At 34.3% G+C, this 24,967-nt stretch carries 19 protein-coding genes; 4 read left to right on the top strand and 15 right to left on the bottom strand.

Annotated features, from left to right (window positions below; all coding sequences use genetic code 11):
* Positions 1–35: 35 nt before the first annotated feature.
* The 6 genes from AB3G39_RS01560 to uvrC all read right to left on the bottom strand — a co-directional run bounded on the left by AB3G39_RS01560 (position 36) and on the right by uvrC (position 8,759).
* Positions 36–971, bottom strand: a complete 936-nt coding sequence (locus tag AB3G39_RS01560) for a tryptophan 2,3-dioxygenase family protein (RefSeq protein ID WP_369752931.1) — start codon at positions 969–971, stop codon at positions 36–38.
* The gene (locus AB3G39_RS01565) at positions 971–1,741 is read right to left on the bottom strand and encodes a DUF3108 domain-containing protein (RefSeq protein ID WP_369765852.1); all 771 of its coding nucleotides are present in this window, start codon (positions 1,739–1,741) and stop codon (positions 971–973) included. Before AB3G39_RS01565 ends, AB3G39_RS01560 begins: the two co-directional genes overlap by 1 nt.
* Before the next feature lie 289 nt (positions 1,742–2,030).
* Complete coding sequence (gene hppD, locus AB3G39_RS01570; protein WP_367772986.1) at positions 2,031–3,191, bottom strand: 4-hydroxyphenylpyruvate dioxygenase; 1,161 nt, start codon at positions 3,189–3,191, stop codon at positions 2,031–2,033.
* 196 nt (positions 3,192–3,387) lie between these two features.
* Positions 3,388–4,545 (bottom strand): homogentisate 1,2-dioxygenase, encoded by a 1,158-nt coding sequence (locus tag AB3G39_RS01575; RefSeq protein WP_367772985.1) that lies wholly within the window; start codon positions 4,543–4,545, stop codon positions 3,388–3,390.
* Positions 4,546–4,727: 182 nt separating this feature from the next.
* Complete coding sequence (locus AB3G39_RS01580) at positions 4,728–6,929, bottom strand: patatin-like phospholipase family protein (RefSeq protein WP_367772983.1); 2,202 nt, start codon at positions 6,927–6,929, stop codon at positions 4,728–4,730.
* Positions 6,930–6,959: 30 nt separating this feature from the next.
* Positions 6,960–8,759 carry an excinuclease ABC subunit UvrC gene (gene uvrC, locus AB3G39_RS01585; RefSeq protein ID WP_369752930.1) on the bottom strand — a complete coding sequence of 600 codons (1,800 nt, stop codon included), beginning with the start codon at positions 8,757–8,759 and terminating at the stop codon, positions 6,960–6,962.
* A 138-nt stretch (positions 8,760–8,897) separates the two neighbouring features.
* On the opposite strand from uvrC, the gene AB3G39_RS01590 reads away from it, so the two are divergent.
* From AB3G39_RS01590 to AB3G39_RS01600, 3 genes are read left to right on the top strand one after another with little or no spacing between them, the layout of a single operon-like run.
* Complete coding sequence (locus tag AB3G39_RS01590; RefSeq protein WP_367772980.1) at positions 8,898–9,872, top strand: succinylglutamate desuccinylase/aspartoacylase family protein; 975 nt, start codon at positions 8,898–8,900, stop codon at positions 9,870–9,872.
* A complete protein-coding gene (locus AB3G39_RS01595) occupies positions 9,862–10,431 on the top strand; it encodes a 5-formyltetrahydrofolate cyclo-ligase (RefSeq protein WP_367772978.1) in 570 nt (189 codons plus the stop codon). Before AB3G39_RS01590 ends, AB3G39_RS01595 begins: the two co-directional genes overlap by 11 nt.
* Before the next feature lie 43 nt (positions 10,432–10,474).
* The gene (locus AB3G39_RS01600) at positions 10,475–10,669 is read left to right on the top strand and encodes a hypothetical protein (RefSeq protein WP_367772976.1); all 195 of its coding nucleotides are present in this window, start codon (positions 10,475–10,477) and stop codon (positions 10,667–10,669) included.
* 79 nt (positions 10,670–10,748) lie between these two features.
* Here the strand turns inward: AB3G39_RS01600 and AB3G39_RS01605 are convergent, their stop codons facing one another.
* The 6 genes from AB3G39_RS01605 to gdhA form a co-directional block, all read right to left on the bottom strand.
* Entirely contained in the window at positions 10,749–11,354 is a 606-nt protein-coding gene (locus tag AB3G39_RS01605) for a lipoprotein signal peptidase (RefSeq protein ID WP_367756465.1), read from the bottom strand.
* Between the two features lie 88 nt (positions 11,355–11,442).
* Positions 11,443–11,823: a TraR/DksA family transcriptional regulator gene (locus AB3G39_RS01610; RefSeq protein ID WP_367756463.1), complete on the bottom strand. Its 381-nt coding sequence runs from the start codon at positions 11,821–11,823 to the stop codon at positions 11,443–11,445.
* 7 nt (positions 11,824–11,830) lie between these two features.
* Entirely contained in the window at positions 11,831–15,232 is a 3,402-nt protein-coding gene (gene ileS, locus AB3G39_RS01615; RefSeq protein ID WP_369769658.1) for an isoleucine--tRNA ligase, read from the bottom strand.
* A 122-nt stretch (positions 15,233–15,354) separates the two neighbouring features.
* Positions 15,355–16,068 carry a DNA repair protein RecO gene (gene recO, locus AB3G39_RS01620; protein ID WP_367756459.1) on the bottom strand — a complete coding sequence of 238 codons (714 nt, stop codon included), beginning with the start codon at positions 16,066–16,068 and terminating at the stop codon, positions 15,355–15,357.
* Positions 16,069–16,140: 72 nt separating this feature from the next.
* Entirely contained in the window at positions 16,141–18,426 is a 2,286-nt protein-coding gene (locus AB3G39_RS01625) for a T9SS type A sorting domain-containing protein (RefSeq protein ID WP_369765854.1), read from the bottom strand.
* A gap of 126 nt (positions 18,427–18,552) precedes the next feature.
* Complete coding sequence (gene gdhA, locus AB3G39_RS01630) at positions 18,553–19,896, bottom strand: NADP-specific glutamate dehydrogenase (RefSeq protein ID WP_369765855.1); 1,344 nt, start codon at positions 19,894–19,896, stop codon at positions 18,553–18,555.
* A 278-nt stretch (positions 19,897–20,174) separates the two neighbouring features.
* Between gdhA and AB3G39_RS01635 the strand changes: the two genes are divergently transcribed.
* A complete protein-coding gene (locus tag AB3G39_RS01635) occupies positions 20,175–20,978 on the top strand; it encodes a glutamate dehydrogenase (RefSeq protein WP_369765856.1) in 804 nt (267 codons plus the stop codon).
* A gap of 108 nt (positions 20,979–21,086) precedes the next feature.
* Here AB3G39_RS01635 and AB3G39_RS01640 read toward each other — a convergent pair whose 3' ends face one another.
* The 3 genes from AB3G39_RS01640 to AB3G39_RS01650 all read right to left on the bottom strand — a co-directional run bounded on the left by AB3G39_RS01640 (position 21,087) and on the right by AB3G39_RS01650 (position 24,963).
* Positions 21,087–21,743, bottom strand: coding sequence for a 3-oxoacid CoA-transferase subunit B (locus AB3G39_RS01640; protein ID WP_367772964.1), 657 nt, complete (start codon positions 21,741–21,743; stop codon positions 21,087–21,089).
* Between the two features lie 90 nt (positions 21,744–21,833).
* Positions 21,834–22,532, bottom strand: a complete 699-nt coding sequence (locus AB3G39_RS01645; protein ID WP_367756450.1) for a CoA transferase subunit A — start codon at positions 22,530–22,532, stop codon at positions 21,834–21,836.
* 124 nt (positions 22,533–22,656) lie between these two features.
* Positions 22,657–24,963, bottom strand: coding sequence for a penicillin-binding protein 1A (locus tag AB3G39_RS01650; protein ID WP_367772962.1), 2,307 nt, complete (start codon positions 24,961–24,963; stop codon positions 22,657–22,659).
* Positions 24,964–24,967 lie beyond the last annotated feature (4 nt).

Genomic DNA, 24,967 nt, shown 5'->3' on the forward strand with positions numbered 1-24,967 from the left:
ACCTGCTTCAAACCGTCTCTTTTTTTTAATTCAACTTACTTTTCTACACCCCAATTAGCCAACTCTTCATCGCTCCATAATTCTGGAAAAAATATCCTTCGTTGGTATTTAGGGTGCATGTATTTTTTCCAATCACTTCCTCCAGTAGCTTCTCCATCTCCCTTACCGCTTTGATCGATGTATTTTATGGCAACATTTAAATGCTGCATCACCCAAGTAATATTTACCGTATAATCAAAATGACGCATTGCCTTTATAATTTCCAGTTTTTTTTGTTCTATTTCTGGTAGTTGTTTGAATTTTTGCCAAATATTAATGGTGCTATATTCTTCCATGTGACGCATGAAAATCCCTTTGTATTTTTTTTCGAATTCTTCTAGCAAATAGGATTTTTCACCTGTTTGATAATCTTTTCCGGCAGCTTGCCAATACAAATGTTCAAATGCATTTTCATAAGAATCTTTAACCTTTATTTTATTTCTAAAACGATAGTCAATAAGGTTAATTACATCAGTAGAAGAAAATTCTATTAAGCGATATTGTGCGCTTTGAAAACCACTTGCAGGAGTAAGAGTAGTTCTAAATTTCATATATTGATCAACATCCATGCCCTCTTCCATAATACCGAATGATGTGGTAAGCATATCAAAATAACGACTCACTCTCATTAATCGTTCTGAAAAAAATTCGGCATTACTGTTTTGAGAATAACCAATTTGATTCATTTCCCAAAGAATCATTTTAAAAATTAATTCATTTACTTGATGATACATGATAAAAACCATTTCATCTGGGAGTGTCGTTCTTTGAATTTGTAAATTCAATAAGGCATCAGTTTGGATATAATCCCAATATGTAATGGGTTTTGACCAAAGTAAGCCCTCGAGTTGCGTTTCTGTTTTTTGATTTATGGAATCATATTTAAGTTCAATTTCTTTTAAAATTGCTTCTTTATTCGCATTAATGTTCATTAGTTTTTTCTTTTAAACGGATTTTTTAATCCTTTAAATGCATCTAGATCTGCTTTGATTGACCCTACCGCAAGCTCTGCTTTTATTCGAATAGGCAATCTGTTGTCGTCGTCTGAAATCCAGACAGTTAAACTTTCTTGTTCTTTAAAAACACGTCCTGATTGAACTAATGGTCTAAAAACCATTGAAGACACGACGCCAAATTTAGTGGTAATATCTTGACGACCTATAAACTTTAACTTAAATTTTGTGGTTTCATCATCAAAAAACATATCAATCACGATCGATTCCCCAGGATTAATTTTATCAATACTTGGATAATTTCTTAAATAATAGAAAGCCGATAAGATATCTTGAGTATTTTTGGGAATTACAAAGGTTTTTTCATTCTTGTTTTTATAATCTTTCACCAAAATCTTATTAGATGCTTGATTAAAAAACCCTTCTTGACTTTTGGTATAGCCCCCTTCGTTTATTTTTCTTACAAATTGGGATGGATTCCCAGATTCTTTATCGATATAACTTTCGTATAAATCATCTACTTTGAAGAAAAATCGAGACATCCCTGTGGTATATCCTTTCCCAATTACATGAAATGCTTTTTTATTATTGATGGTGGCGTCTTTTACTTCAAGCGTGGCATAACCTGCATTGACAAACCCATAATGGATTCGAAACTTAAACCATTCACCCACATCATAGGCGTCATCATTATGAGAGTCAAAACTTACAGTTAAAATCAATATTAAGAATAGTATTATTTTTTTCATAACTTACTTTGTCTTTTACTGACTGTTCTTGCAAAAGTTGTTCCAAATATATTAAAACAAAAAAACTCAGTCAAATAATGACTGAGTTTTTATGCTATTAACTAACCAAAAAACTATAAATTATGAAATTTATATCAATACGGAAGGAAACCACCCCTTCCATTTTGCGAGTGCAAAGGTAGCCAACAAGTTTAGTTTTATATTCAAAAAAAAAAGTTTAACAAAACATTGACAAAATTACACTCGTTTGAATAGTTATTTTTTCACATTATGCAAAAAAAATCGCATTTTACAACGTTCCTCGCAATTGTTGCTCACGTTCTATTGATTCAAAAAGTGCTTTGAAGTTACCTGCTCCAAAACCTTTAGCGCCCATTCTTTGAATAATTTCAAAAAATAAAGTTGGCCTGTCCTGTACTGGTTTTGTGAAAATTTGCAATAAATATCCATCTTCATCGGCATCAACCATAATGGCTAATTTTTCAATTTCATTGATATCTTCTTTCATCATACCCATATGCGCTCCCAAACGTTCCGGAATTGCTTCATAATAGGTATGAGGTGGTGCCGATAAAAATTCTACTCCTCTTGTTTTTAACTGGCTTACCGTTTTAATAATGTCATCAGTAGCGATGGCAATATGCTGTATTCCAGGTCCGCCATAAAAGTCCAGATACTCTTCGATTTGAGATTTTTTCTTTCCTTCGGCTGGCTCATTGATTGGGAATTTTATTCTTCCGTTTCCATTAGACATTACTTTACTCATCAAAGCAGAGTATTCCGTATTGATTTGTTTGTCATCAAAAGAAAGGAAATTTACAAATCCCATTACTTCTTCATAGAACTTCACCCAAGTGTTCATTTCGTTCCAACCCACATTTCCTACCATGTGGTCAATGTATTTCAATCCTGTTGGCTCTGGATTATAATCCGATTTCCATTCTTTATATCCTGGTAAGAAAACACCATTATAGTTTTTACGTTCTACAAATATATGAACGGTTTCACCATAGGTATAAATTCCAGAGCGCACTACTTCTCCATGTTCGTCTTTCTCAACAGTAGGCTCCATAAAAGAGCGTGCACCACGTTTCATAGTCTCTTCGTATGCGCTTGTAGCATCCTCAACCCAAAGTGCCGCAACTTTTACTCCATCTCCGTGTTTTCTCAAATGCTCATGTATTGGAGAATCTTGTGTTAACGGTGTAGTAAGTACAATACGAATCTTATCTTGTTTTAACACATAAGAAGTGCGATCTCTAACTCCTGTTTCTAATCCAGCATACGCCAAGGACTGATATCCAAAAGCGGTTTTATAATAATGTGCGGATTGTTTTGCATTTCCTACGTAGAATTCTACATAATCCGTTCCTAATAATGGAAGGAAATCTTGCGCTCCTTCAAATATTTTTTCTAGCCCGTATTCTACTGATTTAACTTCCTTTGCCATTGTATTTATTTTTTTATGTGAAACCTACTTTTAGTACCCAACTGTTGCGGATCAAATTGATTTACACAGATTTTATTGATTTGAAAATTGTTATTTATTTGCACTTAAGCCCTAGCCCTGATAGTAGTGGAAATCCTTTTTTGAGGTTTTTACCGAAAAAAAGATTGCAACAGATAGCAGGAAATAGCTCCTTAAACTACTCCACCCACGACTTATAATATTGCCCATCGTCTAATCCCATAGCTTCTTCGGTTACCATCAGTGGGCGAAAAGTGTCTACCATAACGGCTAACTCCTCAGTACTTGTGTGACCAATACTACGCTCCATGGCCCCTGGCGCTGGACCGTGGGGAATTCCTTTGGGGTGCAATGTGATGTGTCCTTGTTCTATATTATTGCGGCTCATGAAATCACCATCTACGTAATACAACACCTCATCGCTATCAATGTTACTATGATTGTAAGGCGCTGGAATTGCTTTTGGGTGGTAATCATACAATCTAGGAACAAACGAACATACTACAAAAGTTGAAGTTTCAAACGTTTGATGCACTGGTGGCGGTTGATGAACACGACCCGTTATTGGCTCGAAGTTATGAATACTGAATCCGTATGGAAAATTGTAACCGTCCCAACCCACAACATCAAAGGGATGCGTAGCATAGACTACTTCATGCATCATTCCTTCTTTTTTGATTTTGATTAAAAAATCTCCTTTTTCATCGTGTGTCTCTAACTCGTTTGGTAAAATAAAATCTCGTTCGCAAAATGGCGAATGCTCCAAATGTTGTCCCGATTCATTTTTATATCGTTTTGGCGTATAAAAAGGGGCGAACGACTCGACGTAAAACAAGCGATTGTCTGTTGTGTTAAACTGAATCTGGTAAATAATTCCGCGCGGTATGATTAAGTAATCTCCATACTCAAAAGGGATATTCCCCATCATGGTACGTAATTTTCCTTTTCCTTTATGAATGAAAATCATTTCATCAGCATCGGCATTTTTATAGAAATAGTCTGTCAATGATTTCCGAGGTGCTGCAAGCCCAATTGTACAGTCTTTATTGACTAGCATGGCTTTGCGACTGTCTAAAAAATCATCTGCGGATTTTAATTCAAACCCTTTAAGCAATAATGATTTTATGTTTTTCCCAATAGCAATTTTAGGTTCAACTGAGTAGGACTTATTGATTTCCTTTACCTGTGTTGGCCTATGGACATGATATAGCAATGAAGAGTTTCCATGGAACCCTTCAGTACCAAAGAGCTGTTCGTAGTACAAACCTCCATTTGGCTTTTCAAATTGAGTGTGCCTTTTTTGAGGGAAAACCCCTAATTTATGATATAATGGCATGATTTTTTTGTTTTAAAGTGTAACTAATAAAGCGAGTAGGCTTTGCTATTCGTTATTCTAAATCAAAAAATAGTGACTTATTCAGGATTTCTCTTGATAAGGAATTGAAGATACTCTAATAAACCTGTCCATTTTGTTTTCATTATAACAAATATCGGAATTTTTAATGAAATAGATTGAATTTAAAATAAAAATCCGATGCTAAACCAAGTATACCCTTTTGCGTTTTCTGGTGACCATGAATATTTAATTTCTAAAGGACCAACAATAGTTTCTAAACCGTATCCTACTGCGTAACCCGAATATTTAGGAACTGATATCCAATCAACTGTTTCAAAAATATTACTGCCCAAATTGGCAAAATTAGCCGAAAAATTCAAATGGTTTTTTTTATAAAACTCATAATCAACCGTTCCTGTTGTTTTTATATAGCTATTGCCCGCTATACTTAAAAAATCATAACCATAAAACGGTCTAAAATTATTAATGGTATTGAAACCATACCCTCCTAATACAAAATTGAAATAAGGGACACTCTCATTACCAAATGAAAAACCTGCTTCGGATTGAATTTTTATTGTGGCATGTTTGAATAATGTGGCTGCTACACCAAAATCAGCTTTGGCAATAGAGAAAGGATTAAACTTTCCCGTATAATTTGATGACAAGAAATAGGACTGAATATCTCCCGAAAAATACAACCCTTTTTTCGGAAAGTCTTTGTTGTCAAAAGTATCGTATTTCATATATCCAAAAACACTCAGATAACTACTTTTGTCAATTATAGGATCCGTATTTGCTAAGGTTTCCGACTTAATTTTTAAATATTTATACTCAACTCCAGCACCTATTAAAAATTTTTGAACAAACAGGGATTGAAAATAAGCTTGGCTTGTCAAATCCGAAAAATCGACAAAGATTGAATTTACTCCCAAAGCACCATAATCCAAACCACTGACCTCACTTGGTATGTTTCGACTAAATTGATTGAAATTAGACTTAAACCCCAAACTTAGATTGTATCCATTTTCGATATAATAATCAAAATTATATCGAAAATTATCCCCTAAAACAATATCTAATGAAGCAATGTCATTTTTAAAAAAAGTTTTTTTGCGAGTGAAATTTACCAAAACTCCACTTTTAAATAAATCATCGTAATGTAAACCAAATTTCAAATAAGATTTTATTGGGTTTTCTTTTAAATTAAGGTCTAAATCATCATCTCCAGCATTGGAATTTAATGTATAGTTTATAACACTAAAGTTATTAGTCGCATTAATGTTGTTTATTCCTTTTTCTAGTTGTTGGTATGTTATTTTTGAACCTGGTTTGAAACGTAACTTCCCTAAAACATATTCTTTTGTAAAATTATCTAATTCATTACAATTTATATTCTTTAATTGTAAACTGTCCGATTGAATTTTTAATTTAGGTTTACTGTAATAATTTGAGCCCTCCCCCAACACTTTTATCTTTTCATAAACTGAAAAAGTAGCATCTTCTCCTTTTTTAATTATCTCTTTTCCTTTATCAAATGATATCACACCATAGTCTTTTATATCAGGCTTTATATAAATGTCCGTTTTTTCAATATTACTTTTCATTTTTTCTATCGAATGAAGATTGGTAATTTGAACTAAAATTTTTGTAGCATCTTTAAGCGAGTTTCTGTCCCTTAAATCATCTTGAACATCCACCCCAATTATGATATCAGCACCCAATTTTCGAATTTCATCAATTGGATAGTTATTAGTAACTCCTCCGTCCACCAGAAGCGCTCCGTCAATTTCAACTGGAGAAAACAAAGATGGAAATGCAGAACTGGCAATCATCGCTTGCGCCAAATTCCCTTTATCTAAAATTACTTGTTTCCCTGTTTCTATATTAGAACCTATACATAAAAATGGAGTTGGTAATTTATTAAAATCTCTTACATGCCTTACGTTTCTAGTCAAACTGCTTAATAAGTTAAAATTGTACATCCCTTTAGAAAGCGCTTCCGGTATACCAATTTTAAATTTATCAAAAGGCAAGACTAATGCATATAACTCATCATTCCTTTTTTCATAAAAATTTTTAGAAGACCTAGGAATGAAATCATTTATTAATTCATCAAAATTAGTGGATTGAAATATAGAATCTATTTGTGATGCTGTATAACCTGAAGCATACAATCCCCCAACTACTGAGCCCATACTTGTTCCTCCAATATAATCAATTTTAACACCTGCTTCTTCCAGTACTTTCAAAACACCTATATGAGCAAATCCTTTGGCACCACCGCCACTTAACACCAAGCCTACTTTAGGTTTGTTTTGGACTTGGGAAAGCAATATAAAACTTGTAAAAAATAGGGAGATTAAAAGAATATATTTTTTCATAAATTATTTTGCTTTGTATCTATCTTACCATCATTTCGTTACAGATTTGTAAAAGTCGACAATTTTTTTTGCTTTTGATACTCCTATAACGTCAGAAATTTCTTTTTCTGTTGCTATTTTTAATCTTTTTACACTTTTAAACTGTTGAATCAATGCTAACATCGTTTTTTCTCCAATTCCAGGAATTGATTCTATAGATGAATTTAATGCTGCTTTACTTCTTTTGTCTCTATGATGCGTAATCCCAAATCGATGCGCTTCATTTCTTAATTGTTGTATTACTTTTAAAGTTTCAGATTTTTTATCTAAATATAAAGGCACTGAATCTCCTGGGTAAAACAATTCTTCAAGACGTTTTGCAATTCCTATTATCGCAATCTTCCCGCGCAATCCCAAATCATCAATGCTCTTAAGCGCTGCAGAAAGCTGCCCTTTCCCTCCATCAATAATAATCAATTGCGGCAGCGGCTCTTCCTCTTCTAGTAATCGTTTGTACCGTCTATACACCACTTCAGTCATCGATGCAAAATCATCTGGACCTTCAACTGTTTTTATATTAAAATGGCGGTAATCTTTCTTACTTGCCTTCCCGTCTTTAAAAACTACACAAGCCGAAACAGGATTTGTTCCCTGAATATTTGAGTTATCAAAACATTCAATATGCCTTGGCTCCACAGGCAATCGTAAATCTTTTTGCATTTGCGCCATTATTCTATTGGCATGACGGTCCGGGTCTACAATTTGCAATTGTTTTAGCTGCTCAATTCTGTAAAATTTTGCATTGCGGATAGAAAGGTCTAGAATTTGCTTTTTATCTCCAAGCTGTGGCACAGTAACTTTTATATTTTCTCCTAAATCAACTTCAAATGGCACCAATACTTCTTTGGACAGCAATTGAAATCGCTCTCTAAGCTCAATAATTGCCAGCTCTAATAATTCTTCATCGGTTTCTTCAAGTTTCTTCTTAATTTCCATGGTATGTGAACGAATAATCGAGCCATGAGAAATTTGTAAAAAGTTGACATAGGCTGCTGCTTCATCAGAAACAATGGAGAATACATCAATATTCGTGATTTTTGGATTCACAATAGTAGAGCGCGATTGGTAATTCTCGAGTACTTCTATTTTTTCTTTTATTTTCTGCGCTTCTTCAAAATGCATGTTCTGTGCCAAGTCCGTCATTACTTTTTTAAAGTCTTTCATGCTTTCCTTAAAATTCCCTTTTAGAATTTCACGAATAGCATCCACTTGTTTTTGATAGACTTCGAGAGATTCATGCCCCTCGCAAGGTCCTTTACAGTTTCCAATATGATATTCCAGACAAACTTTGAATTTACCACTTTCTATATTGGACTTACTTAAATCAAAATTGCAAGTACGTAAGGGATACAACTCCTTTATCAATTCTAAAATAGTATTGACAGTCTTGAAACTAGTGTAGGGACCAAAATATTCCGAACCATCTTTAACCATTCTTCTAGTAGCAAAAATCCGCGAGAAAGGTTCTTTCTTAATACACAACCAAGGATAACTTTTATCATCCCGTAACAACACATTATATCTGGGCTGTAACGTTTTTATCAAGTTGTTTTCTAATAAAAGCGCATCGGTTTCCGTAGGAACTACTATGTGTTTTATCGTGACAATTTTCTTGACAAGCACATTCGTTTTTGCAGTATCATGAATTTTATTAAAATAGGATGAAACTCTTTTCTTTAAATTCTTAGCTTTTCCTACATACAATATTTTTCCCTCTTTATCATAATATTGATAAACTCCAGGGCTATCAGGTAATGTTTGTATTTGAAGATCTAGCGTTGGGTTTTGCATTGTATTATTATTTCACAAAGATACACAGTGGTACATATTGACCTATTGTGATTGTATTAATTTGAAGTTAATTCTTGAATTCATTTCAAATTTACGAATTCCAAATAATAATCTCTACATTTAGCTTTTTTATTAAATATGAGAAGCACAAAAACAATAACAATTTTAGGAGAATCTATTTTACCAGGCGAAAGCAAAACCATTGACATGGAAATCGCAAAACTGCATAATACGGCAAAACTTAAAATTCCAATTATTGTTTCGCGATCAAAAATTGACGGTCCTATTGTCCTTTTTTCAGCTGGGATACATGGCGATGAAATCAATGGAGTAGAAATTGTTCGCCAAATAATTACAAAAAAAATCAATAAGCCTAAAACAGGAACTGTTATCTGTATTCCTATAATCAACATGTTTGGATTTGTAAACATGTCCCGTCAATTTCCTGATGGTAGAGACTTAAATCGAGTTTTCCCTGGAAGTAAAAAAGGATCTTTAGCGAGTCGATTTGCCTATCATATTCTAACAGAAATAATGCCATTAGTTGATTATGCTGTAGATTTTCACGCTGGAGGCGCAAGCCGATTTAACGCCCCACAAATACGACTTGCACCAAATAATACAGAATTAAAAATATTGGCCGATGTTTTTAATGCACCATTTACCTTATACTCAAAAAATATTGCTGGTTCCTTTAGAAATTCAAGTTCGAAGCTAAACGTAAAAATGCTGCTTTTTGAAGGTGGAAAATCACTGGACATTAACGAATCAATCGCTGATGCTGGAATTGATGGAGTAAAACGAATTTTGTCACATTTAAACATGCTGGACCCCAAACATAGTATTGAAAAACAAGAGAAGAATACCATTTATATTGAAAAATCGGCTTGGATAAGAGCCAAGTGTTCTGGTTTATTACATGATAGTGGTTATATTGGTTCATTTGTAAAAAAAGGAACTGTCTTAGCTACAATTACTGATCCATTTGGAAAATTTGAACGCAAAGTAAAAGCACCCAATGACGGTTACATAATAAATGCCAATCATTCACCTATTGTATATCAAGGGGATGCAATTTATCATATTTCTAAAACTATTGGTGATGGAAAGTAATAAAAAAGAATTACGAACTAAGTATAAAAAGTTAAGACAAAATCTTAGTGAGATAGAAATTGAGGAGATGAGTTTAGCTATTGCCAATAGACTATTAGCACTCCCCATTTGGGAGAAAACGTATTTCCATATTTTTCTTTCTATTGTAGAACACAAAGAGGTCGATACTGAATTGATCTTACATCTTCTTTCAGGGAAAGATAAAGAAATTATTATTTCAAAATCTGATTTTACGACAAGAGAAATGACCCACTTTTTACTTACTGATAACACAAAAATAAAGAAAAACGAATACAATATTCCAGAACCAATTGATGGTATTGAAGTACCTTCAAAAAAAATTGACGTTGTTTTCATTCCTCTTTTGGCTTATGACATTAAAGGAAATAGAGTGGGATATGGTAAAGGTTTTTATGACAAGTTTCTTTCGGACTGCAAACTAGATGTAATCAAAATTGGACTCTCATTCTTTGAACCCGAAGAATTAATTACTGATATCTTTGAGGGTGATGTGAAATTAGATTATTGCGTGACACCAAATTCTTTTCACACTTTTTAAAATTGAATTCGTACTTTCGCATCAGATAAAATCTAATTCAGTTATGAAAACATTTAAATACTCAAGATTTGCTTTAACCTTTATGGTTATTTTATTTACTGCTTCAATATCAAGCTGCAGCATTCAAACCAGAACCAGCAGGTCTACTTATAAAGCCAAAAAACTTCCGCCAGGTCAAGCTAAAAAAATATATGGTGGAAAAAGCGCTAAACGTTATGCACCAGGACACAACAAATAAATCTAATAAAAAACAAAGACCTATTCAAATATACTGAATGGGTCTTTGTTTTTTATTTTGCAAATTATTCGTTGAAGAATTAATCTAATTTATGGTGAAACGCTTTTTTATTGAAAAAAATCAATATCCCTACTCCAGTTGATATTGCCATATCAGCAACATTAAAAATAGCATTAAAGAAAGTAAAATCTCTTCCGCCCCAAACAGGAATCCAGCTTGGTAAACTTCCATGCCAAAATGGGAAGTAAAACATATCCACTACTTGACCGTGAAACCATGTTCCATAGGGCTTTTCAGAAAATAGTGTAGCTAATTGTGCGTTACTATCGTCAAAAATAACACCGTAAAAAACAGAATCAATAATATTACCAAAGGCACCTGCCAAAATTAAGGCAATGGCTATAATTAAGTAATTAGAACTGTGTTTTCGCTCTACAGAGTCCCACAACCAATATCCAATCCCGCCCACAGCGACTAATCTAAAAAGGGTAAGGAATAACTTACCATATGCTCCGGGTATTTTTGTCCCCCAAGCCATTCCTTCATTTTCAATAAAAAGAATTTTAAACCAATTAAAAACTTCTACTTCTTCCCCTAATACAAAATTAGTTTTTACAAATATTTTCGAAACTTGATCAACGATTAATACAATGAAGATAAGTAGATACGCTTTTCGTAATGACATTTTTTAATTTTTAAGTGGCGTAAAAGTAATAATTTTATCAAAAAAAACGCTCCCAATGGAGCGTTAAATATTTAAATTGAAAAAGCGCTTATCGTTGTAGATTTTTAGCTTCAATACTCATCGTTGCGTGAGGAACAATTTTTAGTCTTTCTTTACTAATTAGTTTACCTGTTACCTTACACAATCCATAGGTTTTGTTTTCCACACGGAATAAAGCATTTTTCAAATCACGAATAAACTTTTCTTGACGAATCGCTAATTGTGAGTTGGCTTCTTTAGACATGGTTTCGCTTCCTTCTTCAAATGCTTTAAATGTTGGAGACGTATCATCTGTACCGTTATTTAAATCATTCATGTAGGCGCTCTTTATCAAATCTAAATCAGCTTGCGCTTTGTTAATTTTATTTAGAATTATTTCTTTGAACTCTGCTAAATCAGCGTCAGAGTATCTTGTTGGTGCATCTACCATATCCTAATTATTTAGTAATTTTTATTTTTGTTTTTATCTCGTCAAATTCAATTTCTATGCCATTTTCAATCTCTTCATCAAAAACCAATTCTTCTGTTAAGGTTTCTGATTTTATATATTCTTCATTAGAGCCTACAGCTTCTTTTAAAACATCATTTTGCTGTAAGTGTACTTTTATTTTATCTGTCACTTCAAATCCAGAATCTTTTCTAATGTTCTGAATTCTGTTCACTAACTCTCTTGCTATTCCTTCTTTCTTCAATTCCGGTGAGATAACAATATCAAGCGCAACCGTGATTCCATTTGAATTAGCAACCAACCAACCTTCAATATCTTGAGATGAAATCTCAACATCTTCTAATGTTAAAGTTATGCTTTTTTCACCAATAACAACATCTATGGTACCTTCACTGTCTAGCTTGTTAATATCATCTGCCGAAAACCCTTGTATCTGCTTAGAAATCAACCCCATATCTTTACCAAATCTTGGTCCTAAAGTTTTAAAATTAGGTTTAATTTGCTTTACTAAGACACCCGAAGCATCATCCAAAAGTAGTATTTCTTTAACATTTACCTCCGCTTTTATAAGGTCAGAAACCGCCTCGATTTCAAGCCTTTGTGCTTCGTCAAGTACTGGAATCATTATCTTTTGCAAGGGTTGACGCACCTTAATCATTTCCTTTTTACGGAGTGATAAAACTAGTGATGAAATGGTCTGTGCTTTCTGCATTTTACTCTCTAACATTTTATTAACATAGTTTTCAACCGAAATTGGAAACTGGGCCAAATGTACACTGTCATACTTTTCTGATTGTGTTGTTAAAGTTAAGTCTCTGTAAAGCTTATCCATAAAGAAAGGAGCAATAGGAGCACTAAGCTTACTTACCGTCAATAAACATGTATACAGCGTTTGATAAGCCGCAATTTTGTCTTGAGCATATTCTCCTTTCCAGAAACGTCTTCTACATAAACGAACGTACCAGTTACTCAAATTTTCCTGAACAAATTCTGATATAGCGCGTGCTGCTTTTGTAGGTTCATAATCAGCATAGAAACCATCTACTTCTTTTATCAAAGTATTCAACTCAGAAATAACCCATTGATCAATTTCTGGTCTTTCATTTACTGGAATTTCGGCTTCCTCGTATTTAAACCCATCTATATTAGCATACAAACTAAAGAAAGAATACGTATTGTATAAAGTCCCAAAGAACTTACGGCGCACCTCAGCAATTCCTTCTAAGTCAAACTTCAAGTTATCCCAAGGGTTTGCATTAGAGATCATATACCAACGAGTAGCATCAGGTCCATATTCTGATAAAGTTTCAAATGGGTCCGCAGCATTCCCTAGACGTTTAGACATTTTTTGTCCGTTTTTGTCTAATACTAAACCATTCGAAACCACGTTTTTATAGGCTACTTTATCAAAAACCAAAGTGGCAATAGCATGCAAAGTATAAAACCATCCACGCGTTTGATCGACTCCTTCGGCAATAAAGTCTGCAGGGAAATCTTTATTCTCATCAATTTTGTCTTTGTTTTCAAAAGGGTAATGCCATTGTGCATACGGCATGGAACCAGAGTCAAACCATACATCTATCAAATCAGCTTCACGCGTCATTGGTTTTCCAGAAGGAGAAAGCAAAGTAATTTGATCAACTACATTTTTATGCAAGTCAATTAAATCATAGTTACTTTCGTCCATATTCCCAATTTCAAACCCTTTGAAAGGATTTTCTTTTTGGAAACCAGCAGCTATTGATTTTTCTATTTCGTTGTATAATTCTTCAACAGAACCAATTAAAATTTCTTCTTGTTTGTCCTCCGTTCTCCAGATAGGCAATGGAATCCCCCAATATCTTGAACGCGATAAGTTCCAGTCATTGGCATTCTTTAACCAATTCCCAAAACGACCTTCTCCTGTTGCTTTTGGCTTCCAGTTGATGGTTTCGTTCAATTCAAACATTCTATCTCTAACTTCGGTGATTTTTATAAACCAAGAATCTAGTGGATAGTACAAAATAGGCTTATCTGTTCTCCAACAATGTGGGTAACTGTGCACATATTTCTCTACTTTGAAGGCTTTATTTTCTTCTTTTAACTGAATGGCAATCTCAACATCTATAGAACGTTCTGGAGCTTCACCATCATTATAATATTCGTTTTTAACATACTTACCTGAATAATCACCTAATCCCTCGATGAATTTTCCTTGTAAGTTTACCAATGGTACTGGTGTTCCATCCGCATCTAAAACTAACATTGGCGGAATTTCTGGAGTGGCTTCTTTAGCAACTTTTGCATCATCAGCACCAAAAGTGGGCGCTGTATGTACAATTCCTGTTCCATCTTCTGTCGTTACAAAATCTCCTGAAATAACTCTAAATGCATTTTCAGGATTTTGATACGGAAGCACTAATGGCATTAATTGTTCGTATTTGATTCCAACTAAGTCTGCTCCTTTTGCTTCAGCGATCACTTGGAATGGTATTTTCTTGTCTCCTGCTTTGAAGTTCTCAAAGTCGGCTACTTCTTCACTAGCAAAAAACCCTTTCCCAAATTGTTTTCCAACTAAGTTTTTGGCTAAAACTACATTCGTTGGTAAAAAAGTATACTGATTGAAAGTTTTCACAACAACATAATCAATTTTAGGACCTACAGTCAGCGCCGTATTTGAAGGCAATGTCCAAGGAGTTGTTGTCCAAGCCAAGATAAGAATCTCGCCAATTTCTTGCCAAGCAGCTGGCAAGGTATCATTAATTGCCTTGAATTGAGCTACAACAGTCGTATCCGTTACATCTCTATAACTTCCTGGCTGGTTCACTTCGTGAGAACTCAATCCTGTTCCTGCTTTTGGAGAATACGGCTGGATTGTGTACCCTTTGTACATCAAATCTTTATTATAGATTTGTTTCAAAATCCACCAAACCGTCTCCATATATTTGGGTTTGTAAGTCACATACGGATCTTCCATATCTACCCAGTACCCCATTTTTTCGGTTAAATCATTCCATACGTCCGTATAACGCATCACGGTTTTTTTACACGCCTCGTTATATTCTTCGATAGAAATTTTCTTTCCTATATCTTCTTTTGTAATTCCGAGTTCTTTCTCAGTTCCTAATTCTACAGGCAATCCATGAGTATCCCAACCTGCTTTACGCTTTACTTGGAACCCTTTTTGAGTTTTATATCTGCAAAAAATATCTTTAATGGCACGCGCCATTACATGGTGAATCCCAGGTAATCCATTTGCAGAAGGTGGCCCTTCAAAAAATACGTATGGTGTACTTCCCTCACGGGTAGTTACACTTTTCTCAAATATGTTTTCTTTCTTCCAAAAATCAAGTACTTCTGACGCTACTGTTGGCAAGTCAAGTCCTTTGTATTCAGTAAATTTTGTGCTCATTTTATCCTTTTCTTTAATCGAAGTGCGAAAGTAAGGAATTTTGAATAATTAAACACAAATTTCACGAATTGACATGAATTTTGTTTATACACTTGGGTTAAAGTCTAAAAACTTCCTTTAATTTAAGAAAAAACTTCCTTTAAAACCTCCAAAGATTTTGGCCTTTTAAAACCGTCAAGATGGTAACTGTAGTATTCAATAAGTATTTTCAGCACAATTTGGCGTTCGATTACATGGAAGACTTTTTGATCGTTATCTAATCGCAAATCAATTAGTTTTTTAAACAAATTGGTTTCATGCTCTGTCAATGAACTGACCGCATGAAAAGGAGAAAAAACACCTTCGTTTACATCAAAAAAAGGCATATCTATATCAGAAATATCAGGGTAAAAACCAAGGTATTTTGTAGCTTCTAGCATTAGAATTAAATGAAAATTAGCTATTTCATCATGATGATCCAGCCAAAGCAAAGCCGCTTCCAGAAAGCTGAAAAGCGATTCGTTTTTTTCCTCTTCATGAATGGAATGGTACAATATTTCGGAAATAAAAATAACGATGGTACTTTTATAAATATCTGTATGAATGCTTGTAAATGGCGTGCTTAACTTAATTTCTTTGAAGTTTTCCAAAGTGCCTTTGTTCTTATGTACTGCTTCAATTTCTAGAATAGAAAGCGGTTGAAAATAAGCAATTTTCTGATTTGATTTTCTACCCGAAAAAGCATCCCGAACAAAATAGGATTTCAAACCATGCGATTGCGTAAAGCATTTCACAATCAAGCTTTTTTCTTGAAATTTTATCGACGAAATGACAATGGCTTTGGTTTTTACGAGCATTATTTTTGTTTAAAGTTTAAAGTTTAAAGTTTGGGATTGTAGTTAATGACCAAAATGTAAACTAAAAACTAATTATCTGATTATCATTACTTTCTTCACTTTGGTTTCTACCCCGTCTTGTGCCGAAATAAAAATCATATACACACCCGAAGCTACTTTATATTTTCCAAATGCAGTGGTATCCCATTCAATCATACCCCCTTCTGAAGTAGTTTCATAAACAAGATTGCCTTCTATATCAGTGATTTTAATATTTGCTTTATTAAGCAAACCTGCAATTTTTACTGTTCCTTGATATTCTGGCCGAACTGGATTGGGGTACACATACGCTTGTGTCAAATCTTCATTTGCAGCAGTAGAAACTCCTTTAAAAGAAACCAATCCTTTGGCTGTAGCTATAAAAACTTCACCTGTTGCACTATTTATATCAATATCATTAATCACATTGCTTGGTAATGGTGAGTTGTTTATGGTAAAATGATATTTGGTTTCTTGACCATTTGGCGACACCATAAACACACCCGAATCTGCAGTTCCTATCCATTTATTATTAGCGCCATCTACTACAATATCAGTTATAAACTGCTCATACAACAATTCTTGAGCAAGGTTATTATCCAATATAATAATGGAATTGGTTGTCAATTGATTGTCGGTTTGAAAATTACCTACATTAGATAATACCCGAAGTCCTTTTGTCGTTCCTATCCAAAGTTGGTTTCTATTGTCAACGGCTACAGCTCGCACATCCGAAATGGGCAAATTACCCGTATCTGGTCCAAAAGTAATTTTCTTAAATGTATTATTACTTTCATTAAATGCTATAACTCCATCTCGATTTGTCGTCATCCATTTTGTTCCATTGCGATCAATCACCATTCTACCAAAACTATTGTCTTGACTAGCATCTAAAATATTATCCATTGAAAAGCTTTGCCATTGCCCATTGGTTCCTAAAACTTTTAAACCGTTTTTAACCCTACTGTTAGTAACCCATAGATTACCTGATTTATCAAAAGCTGCTCCATTAATTCTAACATCAAAATAATTAGCTCCAGCAAAGGTTAATGTTTCTAAACCACTATTCGTTTGGTTATATAAAAAAGTAGGCACATCATTTTCAATTTTCAACAATCCCGAAAAGAAAGAACTAGCGAACACATCATTTTCATTACTTGGATTAATAGTCACCCTGCTTATTGATTTTGCTCCCAATACGGCATCATACGGAATATTTAACCAACCCGAGGACGAAAATTTACTCACTCCATAATTGTCTAATGGATACGGATTATAATCTACCGTATAATCCCCATATACAGCCCAAAAAAGATTTGGAGTTGCTTGAAGTGAAAAAATACTATTCCGTAGCGGCCCCATTGGTGTTATATTCTCAAAATCAGTAGCTGTAATTACTGTTGTATACAATCCATTTTGTTTTGTTCCAATATAAATTACATCCTCGATACTGGTAGCGCAACTAAAAATAGGGCTAGTACCCGGAATTTGATTGCTATTGATTTGACGTACTAGTACCAACTGTTTATTATAAATAAATATGCTATTGCTTGCGGTTACAATTAGATAAGAATCATTTGCCCTCATATCTAAAACAGGTTGAGAAAGAGCAATAAAACTTACAAAAGAATTGGTACTTGAATTGTATTTATGAATATCCCCTGAAGAATTTATAGCGATTAACTCCGTGTCAAAAGTCTCAATACTTGTCCAATTCCCCCCAGCTACTTGTTGCCATTGTGCATAATCATTCAAATTCTTATTAGCAATTAAGGCTCTTCGAATCCCACTATTTGTAGACGCATAGATAAACCCATTGTAAATTGCAGTTTGTGAAACAATTATTTCGGCACCATTATCTCCAATAAAATAAGTATCTCCAAAAAGCATCGTTTCTAAATTAAATTGTACGATTCCAAAATCACAAGAAACATAAACAACCCCTTCATACTCCATAAAATGATTGACTCTTTTCGTGCTGGCAGGAAGTTGCTTGTTAATAATATCAACCACATTTAACATGCTCCCATCGGCTTCGTTAATTACAATGAGTAAACCGTTTTCATAACCTACAATTGATTTATTGAATTGTGAACTATAATACAGTGCGCTTATGGTTTGACCCGAGAGTCCGTCGACAGTGTTTGTAGTTTTAATTAAGTTCGTGCTAGTATTTCTGGAAAAAAGTGCATTTTCAGAAGCGGCAAAAATAGTATTTGAAGAAGCCGATACATCTTTAATTTCATTGTATGAAAAATAGCCCTGCCATGACAAATTGTTTTGAGCAAATGTCATTTGCATTAGCAAGAGTAACAGCAATAGTAAAACGTTTTTTTTCATTCTTTGGATTGCAATTGATTCACAAATATAGCACAAACGAAAGTATTCGTTTTTTGTTGGGATCAAAAAAAAAGCCTTCCAACCAAAATTTGGCTAGAAGACTTTAATCTATTATTTGAAAAAGACTTAAACCACCCCTTGAGCTAGCATAGCATCAGCTACTTTTACAAATCCAGCAATGTTTGCTCCTTTTACATAGTCAACATATCCATTACCATCAGAACCATACTTAACGCATGAAGCATGAATATTTAACATAATCCCTTTTAGTTTATCATCTACTTCTTCAGAAGTCCAGCTCAATCTCAATGAATTTTGAGACATTTCTAAACCTGAAGTAGCTACTCCACCAGCATTAGACGCTTTTCCTGGAGCAAATAACAATTTAGCTTTTTGGATTACGTGAACTGCTTCTGGTGTTGTTGGCATATTAGCCCCTTCAGCTACACAAAGACATCCGTTTGCAACAAGTGTTTTTGCTTCGTCTTCGTTTAACTCATTTTGAGTAGCACATGGTAAAGCAATATCACATTTTACTTCCCATGGGCGTTTCCCTGCGAAATATTTAGCTTTTGGATATTTAGCAACATAGTCACTAATTCTACCTCTTAATTCATTTTTAATTTCCATTACATAGGCCAATTTCTCTGCATCGATACCATCAGCATCGTAAATATATCCAGCAGAGTCTGACATAGTCACCACTTTACCACCTAATTGAGTTGCTTTTTCAGTAGCATATTGCGCCACGTTTCCAGAACCAGAAACAACAACTGTTTTACCTGCAAAACTATTTCCTTTTGTTTCTAACATACTTTGAGCAAAATAAACTGCTCCGTATCCAGTTGCTTCAGGTCTAATTAAAGAACCTCCAAAAGAAATTCCTTTTCCAGTTAAAACACCCGTAAATTCATTTCTTAGTCTTTTATATTGACCAAATAAATAACCTACTTCTCTTCCTCCAACTCCAATATCTCCCGCAGGAACATCCGTGTTAGCACCAATATGTTTAGATAATTCCGTCATGAAGCTTTGACAAAAACGCATTACTTCATTATCTGATTTTCCTTTTGGATCAAAATCTGCTCCACCTTTTCCTCCACCCATTGGCAAAGTAGTTAAGCTATTTTTAAATGTTTGTTCGAAAGCTAAAAATTTTAAAATACTTAAATTCACTGAAGGGTGAAAACGCAGTCCACCTTTATATGGTCCGATAGCTGAATTCATTTGAATACGGTATCCTCTATTTACTTGAGTAGCGCCTTTATCATCAATCCAAGCTACACGAAACATAATGATACGATCAGATTCGACCATTCTTTCCAAAAGCATTTTGTTTTGGTATTTTTTATTTTCTTCGATAAAAGGAATCACAGTTTCAGCAACTTCCAAAACTGCTTGCAAGAATTCCGGTTCGTTTGGGTTTTTTTTAGTAACCTCTTCAATAAAAGTAGAAATACTTTGTGACATGATTATTAGATTATTAACGTTTAAGAAAACGTTTTCGTTAGAGTGTACAAATATACATTTAATGCGACTATTTCAAATTAATTATTAAGTATGTTTTATCGATTTATCTTTTTATTAATCATTCTTGAAGAATTCAGCTTTTGAAGTTGTAGTTTAAACGAAAACGTTGCTTTTTTCTTAGCCATTTTAGGAATTTAATTACTTATTTTTAATTTTAATTTCAAAGGTTGAATGATGTTTTTTATATATTTGTCAAGACTTGAAATTTTAACTAAAAAATGCTTAAACAAATAACCTTAACTCTATTGATTTTATTGGGCTTTTCAAACAGCTCAAATGCTCAATTTGGCTTTTCGCATGAAGTAGGAATTATAGCTGGTCCAGTAGCTTTTCAATCTGACTATGGAGAACGTTATAATTTAACTACAAATGCTGGAAATACAGGTTTAGGGATAGGAATCATTCATTATATTAACTTTTCATACAAGGCATCTTGTAACTGTTATACTCCCGAAACCTATTTTAACGATCATTTCAAGCTTAGGAGTGAATTGTCATACAATAAAACAGAGTTAAAACATTTTGGAGAATGGGTAAGCCCTGACAGAACTTCACTTGGTGCTGATCAATTAAGAGCAATGAGAGGTAGCACCGCTGTAACAAACATTGGTATGCAACTGGAATATTTCCCTTTTAGTATTCGAGATTTCACTTCTAGAATAGGTAGTCTAGGTCCATTTATAAGTCTTGGAGGTCAATTCAGTTATTACAATGCTACGGCCTCTTCCACATTAGGTCCTTTAGGAACACCATTAACTACTTTCCCTAAATACTTAACTCCTACTGACAATCGTCCCTATGGGTTTTCAAATGAAGGAGGTACAGTTTGGTCAGTAGTTTCAAGTGTAGGAACACGATATAAATTAACTCCTTTACGTGATTTAATGATTGACTTACGATTTCAATATTATTTTTCTAACTGGGTAGATGGTTTAAATCCAAACCCTGCTATTTATAAAGAAAACAAAGCTAATGACTGGTTAGTATGGCTTAATGTGGGTTATATATATTACTTACAATAGACCACAACAATAGCAATAAATAAAAATAGGCTGTCCTCAAAAAGGGCAGCCTATTTTTATAAGTATATTTTCTACCTATATTATTTTGTTTTGCTGTTTAATAAAGCATTAATCAATCACCATTTCAGGAATATCTCCTTCAATAATAAGTTCCGCTTCTGTGGAAGCAATAATATATTCTACTGTAACACCTGGAGCACGTTCTAGTAATTTAAATCCTTTTGGGGTTATTTCAAGCACGGCTAATTCAGTAACTACTTTTTTCACACAACCTACACCAGTTAGGGGTAAGCTGCATTTTTTAAGAATTTTAGATTCTCCTTTTTTATTTACGTGCATCATCGCCACAACAATATTCTCTGCCGAAGCGACTAAATCCATTGCGCCACCCATTCCTTTTACCATTTTGCCAGGGATTTTCCAGTTGGCAATATCCCCATTTTCAGCTACTTCCATTGCACCAAGAATGGTTAAATCTACTTTTTGAGAACGAATCATTCCAAAACTCAAAGCGGAATCAAAGAAAGAAGCTCCTGGTAAAGTCGTTATGGTTTGTTTTCCTGCATTAATTATATCAGCATCTTCTTCTCCTTCAAAAGGAAAAGGGCCCATACCAAGAACGCCGTTTTCACTTTGAAATTCAACAGCAATATCATTACGAACATAGTTAGCTACCAATGTAGGAATTCCGATTCCTAAGTTTACGTAATAGCCGTCTTTTACTTCTTTGGCTATTCGTTTTGCGATTTCTTCTTTTCCTAACATATACTTTATATTTAAACCATTAAGGAATTAAGGATAATTAAGTGTTTTATATAAAAGTAATCACCATGAATTTTGGGATTACAGAATCTATTATTTTTGTCTAACAGTTCTTTGTTCAATTCTTTTTTCGAATTTTTCACCTTGAAAGATGCGTTGTACCATGATTCCTGGAATATGAATTTCATTTGGGTCTAATGAACCCACTGGTAAAAGTTCTTCTACTTCGGCAACAGTAATTTTTGCACCACCAGCCATACAGGCATTAAAGTTACGAGCGGTTCCTTTAAAAATTAAATTCCCTGCTTCGTCTCCTTTCCATGCTTTTACGATGGCAAAATCAGCTTTGTAGGCTAATTCCATAATGTGCATTTTTCCATTAAATTCACGCACTTCTTTCCCTTCGGCTACTTCAGTTCCGTATCCTGCAGGGGTAAAAAAGGCAGGAATACCCGCTTGTGCTGCACGGCATTTTTCGGCTAAAGTTCCTTGAGGAGTTAACTCTACGTCCAATTCTCCAGAGAGCATTTGGCGCTCAAATTCGGCATTTTCTCCTACATAAGAAGAAATCATTTTCTTGATTTGGCGCTTTTGCAAAAGCAATCCAAGTCCAAAATCATCAACCCCAGCATTATTAGAAATACAGGTAAGTTCTTTGGTTTCTTTTATAACAAGCTCGGCAATTGAATTTTCCGGAATTCCACACAAGCCAAAACCACCTAGCATAATGGTCATTCCATCTTGCACTCCTTTCAGTGCGTCTTGAACTGTATTTACTTTTTTATTAATCATATATTTTGGTTCTAATGATGTAATTAATAGTACAATCTCTAGCCCAGATCAAAGCGGCATCCTTTGTGGCTGGTGTTCAGCCACAAAGATAAAGCGTAGAGCTGGAAATGGCTTCTAAAAAAATTTAAAATTCAAATTCATCTGTGTTTTGAACAGCTGTAGAATCTTTTACTTTTGGAGCCGAATAACAATCTACTTTTATAGACAGGTTTGCGGGTCTTTCAAATTCTTCTTTGGATACTTTAAGCTCCGAATCAGCATAACACAATTTCATGAAATAGGCCCAAACTGGTAAAGCTGCAGTGGCACCTTGACCATACGTAATGCTTTTAAAACGTGCAGAACGATCTTCGCAACCTACCCAAACACCCGTTACTAAATTAGGAACCATTCCCATGAACCAACCATCGGATTGATTTTGTGTGGTACCCGTTTTACCAGCAATAGGGTTTGTAAATTTATAAGGATATCCTGTGATTCTATTGTAACCATAACCACCACCTTCAGTTCTTAATCTGTTTCCAGATCCCCCTTCGGTAACTCCTTCTAATAATTTAATAATAGCAAAAGCGATGTCTTTATTTAACACATCATGTGATTCTGGGATGGGCTCATAAATAATAACCCCACTTTTATCTTCGATTCGTGTTAAAAACTGTGGTTTAGTATACACTCCTTGATTAGCAAATGTACTGTAGGCAGCTACCATGTCTTCCACTGTAATATCTACAGCTCCTAAGGCTATAGAAGGTTGCAAAGGAATTTCGGATTTTATACCTAATTTATGTGTCAATTTAACGACAGCTTCTGGCCCTACTTTATCCATTAATTTCGCCGAAATGGTATTGACAGAATTGGCTAATGCTTTTTTCAGCGTAATCATTCCTCTGTATTTATTGTCAGAGTTTTTAGGTGTCCAAGCAGCAGTAACATGGTGACGACCAACTGGAATTGTAAATGGTGCATCGATGATAGAATCACAAGGAGACATATTTAATTGCTCGATTGCAGTAGCGTAAACAAAAGGTTTAAATGTTGAACCTACTTGTCTAGCTCCTTGCCCTACGTGATCGTATTGAAAATACTTGTAATTGATTCCTCCAACCCACGCTTTTATATTCCCTGTTTGTGGTTCCATTGCCATCAAACCAGATTGTAAAAAATGTTTGTAATAACGAATAGAATCTATTGGAGTCATGATGGTATCTTTTTCTCCTTTCCAGGTGAAAACTGTCATTTTTGTTTTGACTTTAAAAGACGCGATTATTTCCTCGTCACTTTTATCTAATGATTTTAAAACGGACCATCTGTTAGACGACTTCATGGCTTGGTTTAAAATACGTTGGGTTTCGGCATCAGAAATATTTACAAACGGAGCGTTTTTATTGGTTTTAGCCTGAATAAAAAACTCTTGTTGTAAGTTGGCCATATGAGCAGCAACAGCTTCTTCAGCATGCAATTGCATTCTGGAATCAATAGTCGTATATATTTTTAAACCGTCTTTGTAGATGTCGTAATCAGATCCATCTGGTTTTTTATTTTCATCAACCCATTTTTTCATGTAATCACGTAAGTATTCTCTAAAATAAGTTGCAGTCCCTTCCCTATGGCTTTCTAATTTAAAATGTAAAGTGATGGGCATTGCTTGCATTTTTACTTTTTGGTCTTCCGTTATCATATGCGCTTTTTCCATTTGAGAAAGCACTACATTTCTACGGTTTTTCACCCCTTGTGGGTTTCTTACCGGATTGTATAATCCTGAATTTTTGAACATCCCAACCAAAATTGCTGATTCATCAGTCGTTAGATTCTTTGGTTCTTTTGAGAAATAGGTTTGTGCAGCTGAACTCACCCCAACGGAATAATTACCAAAATCGTATACGTTGCAATACATGGCAAGAATCTCGTTTTTAGTATATTGTCTTTCTAATCGGATGGCGATAATCCATTCTTTAACTTTTTGCACAATTCTAAACGGCAAAAATTTAGACCCTTCACCGTGAAATAATTGTTTGGCTAGTTGTTGTGTCAAGGTACTTGCCCCACCGCTAGTTCCAAGACTTGCAATGGCTCTTAATGTTCCTCTTCCGTCAATCCCAGAATGCTCATAAAAACGCTCATCTTCAGTTGCAACCAAAGCATCAACTAGATTTTTAGGTAAATCAGAATATTTTAATTGCGAACGGTTTTTCTGAAAATATTTTCCTAAAACAACCCCATCAGAAGAGATTATTTCTGTAGCTAAATTAGAATCGGGATTTTCTAGATCTTCAAAGGACGGCATAGAGCCAAAAATTCCCCAAGAAGCAAACAAGAAAAAAAGAACGACAGCTCCCATTCCGTAAAAGAAAAACCTCCAAAATGTTTTAGTATAATACTTGAAATCTTTATCTACAGTATTACCTTTATTATTGTTTTTATTAGCAGCCATATAT

This window comes from Flavobacterium sp. WC2416 (assembly GCF_041200095.1).
In the GTDB taxonomy this organism is placed as follows: Bacteria; Bacteroidota; Bacteroidia; order Flavobacteriales; family Flavobacteriaceae; genus Flavobacterium.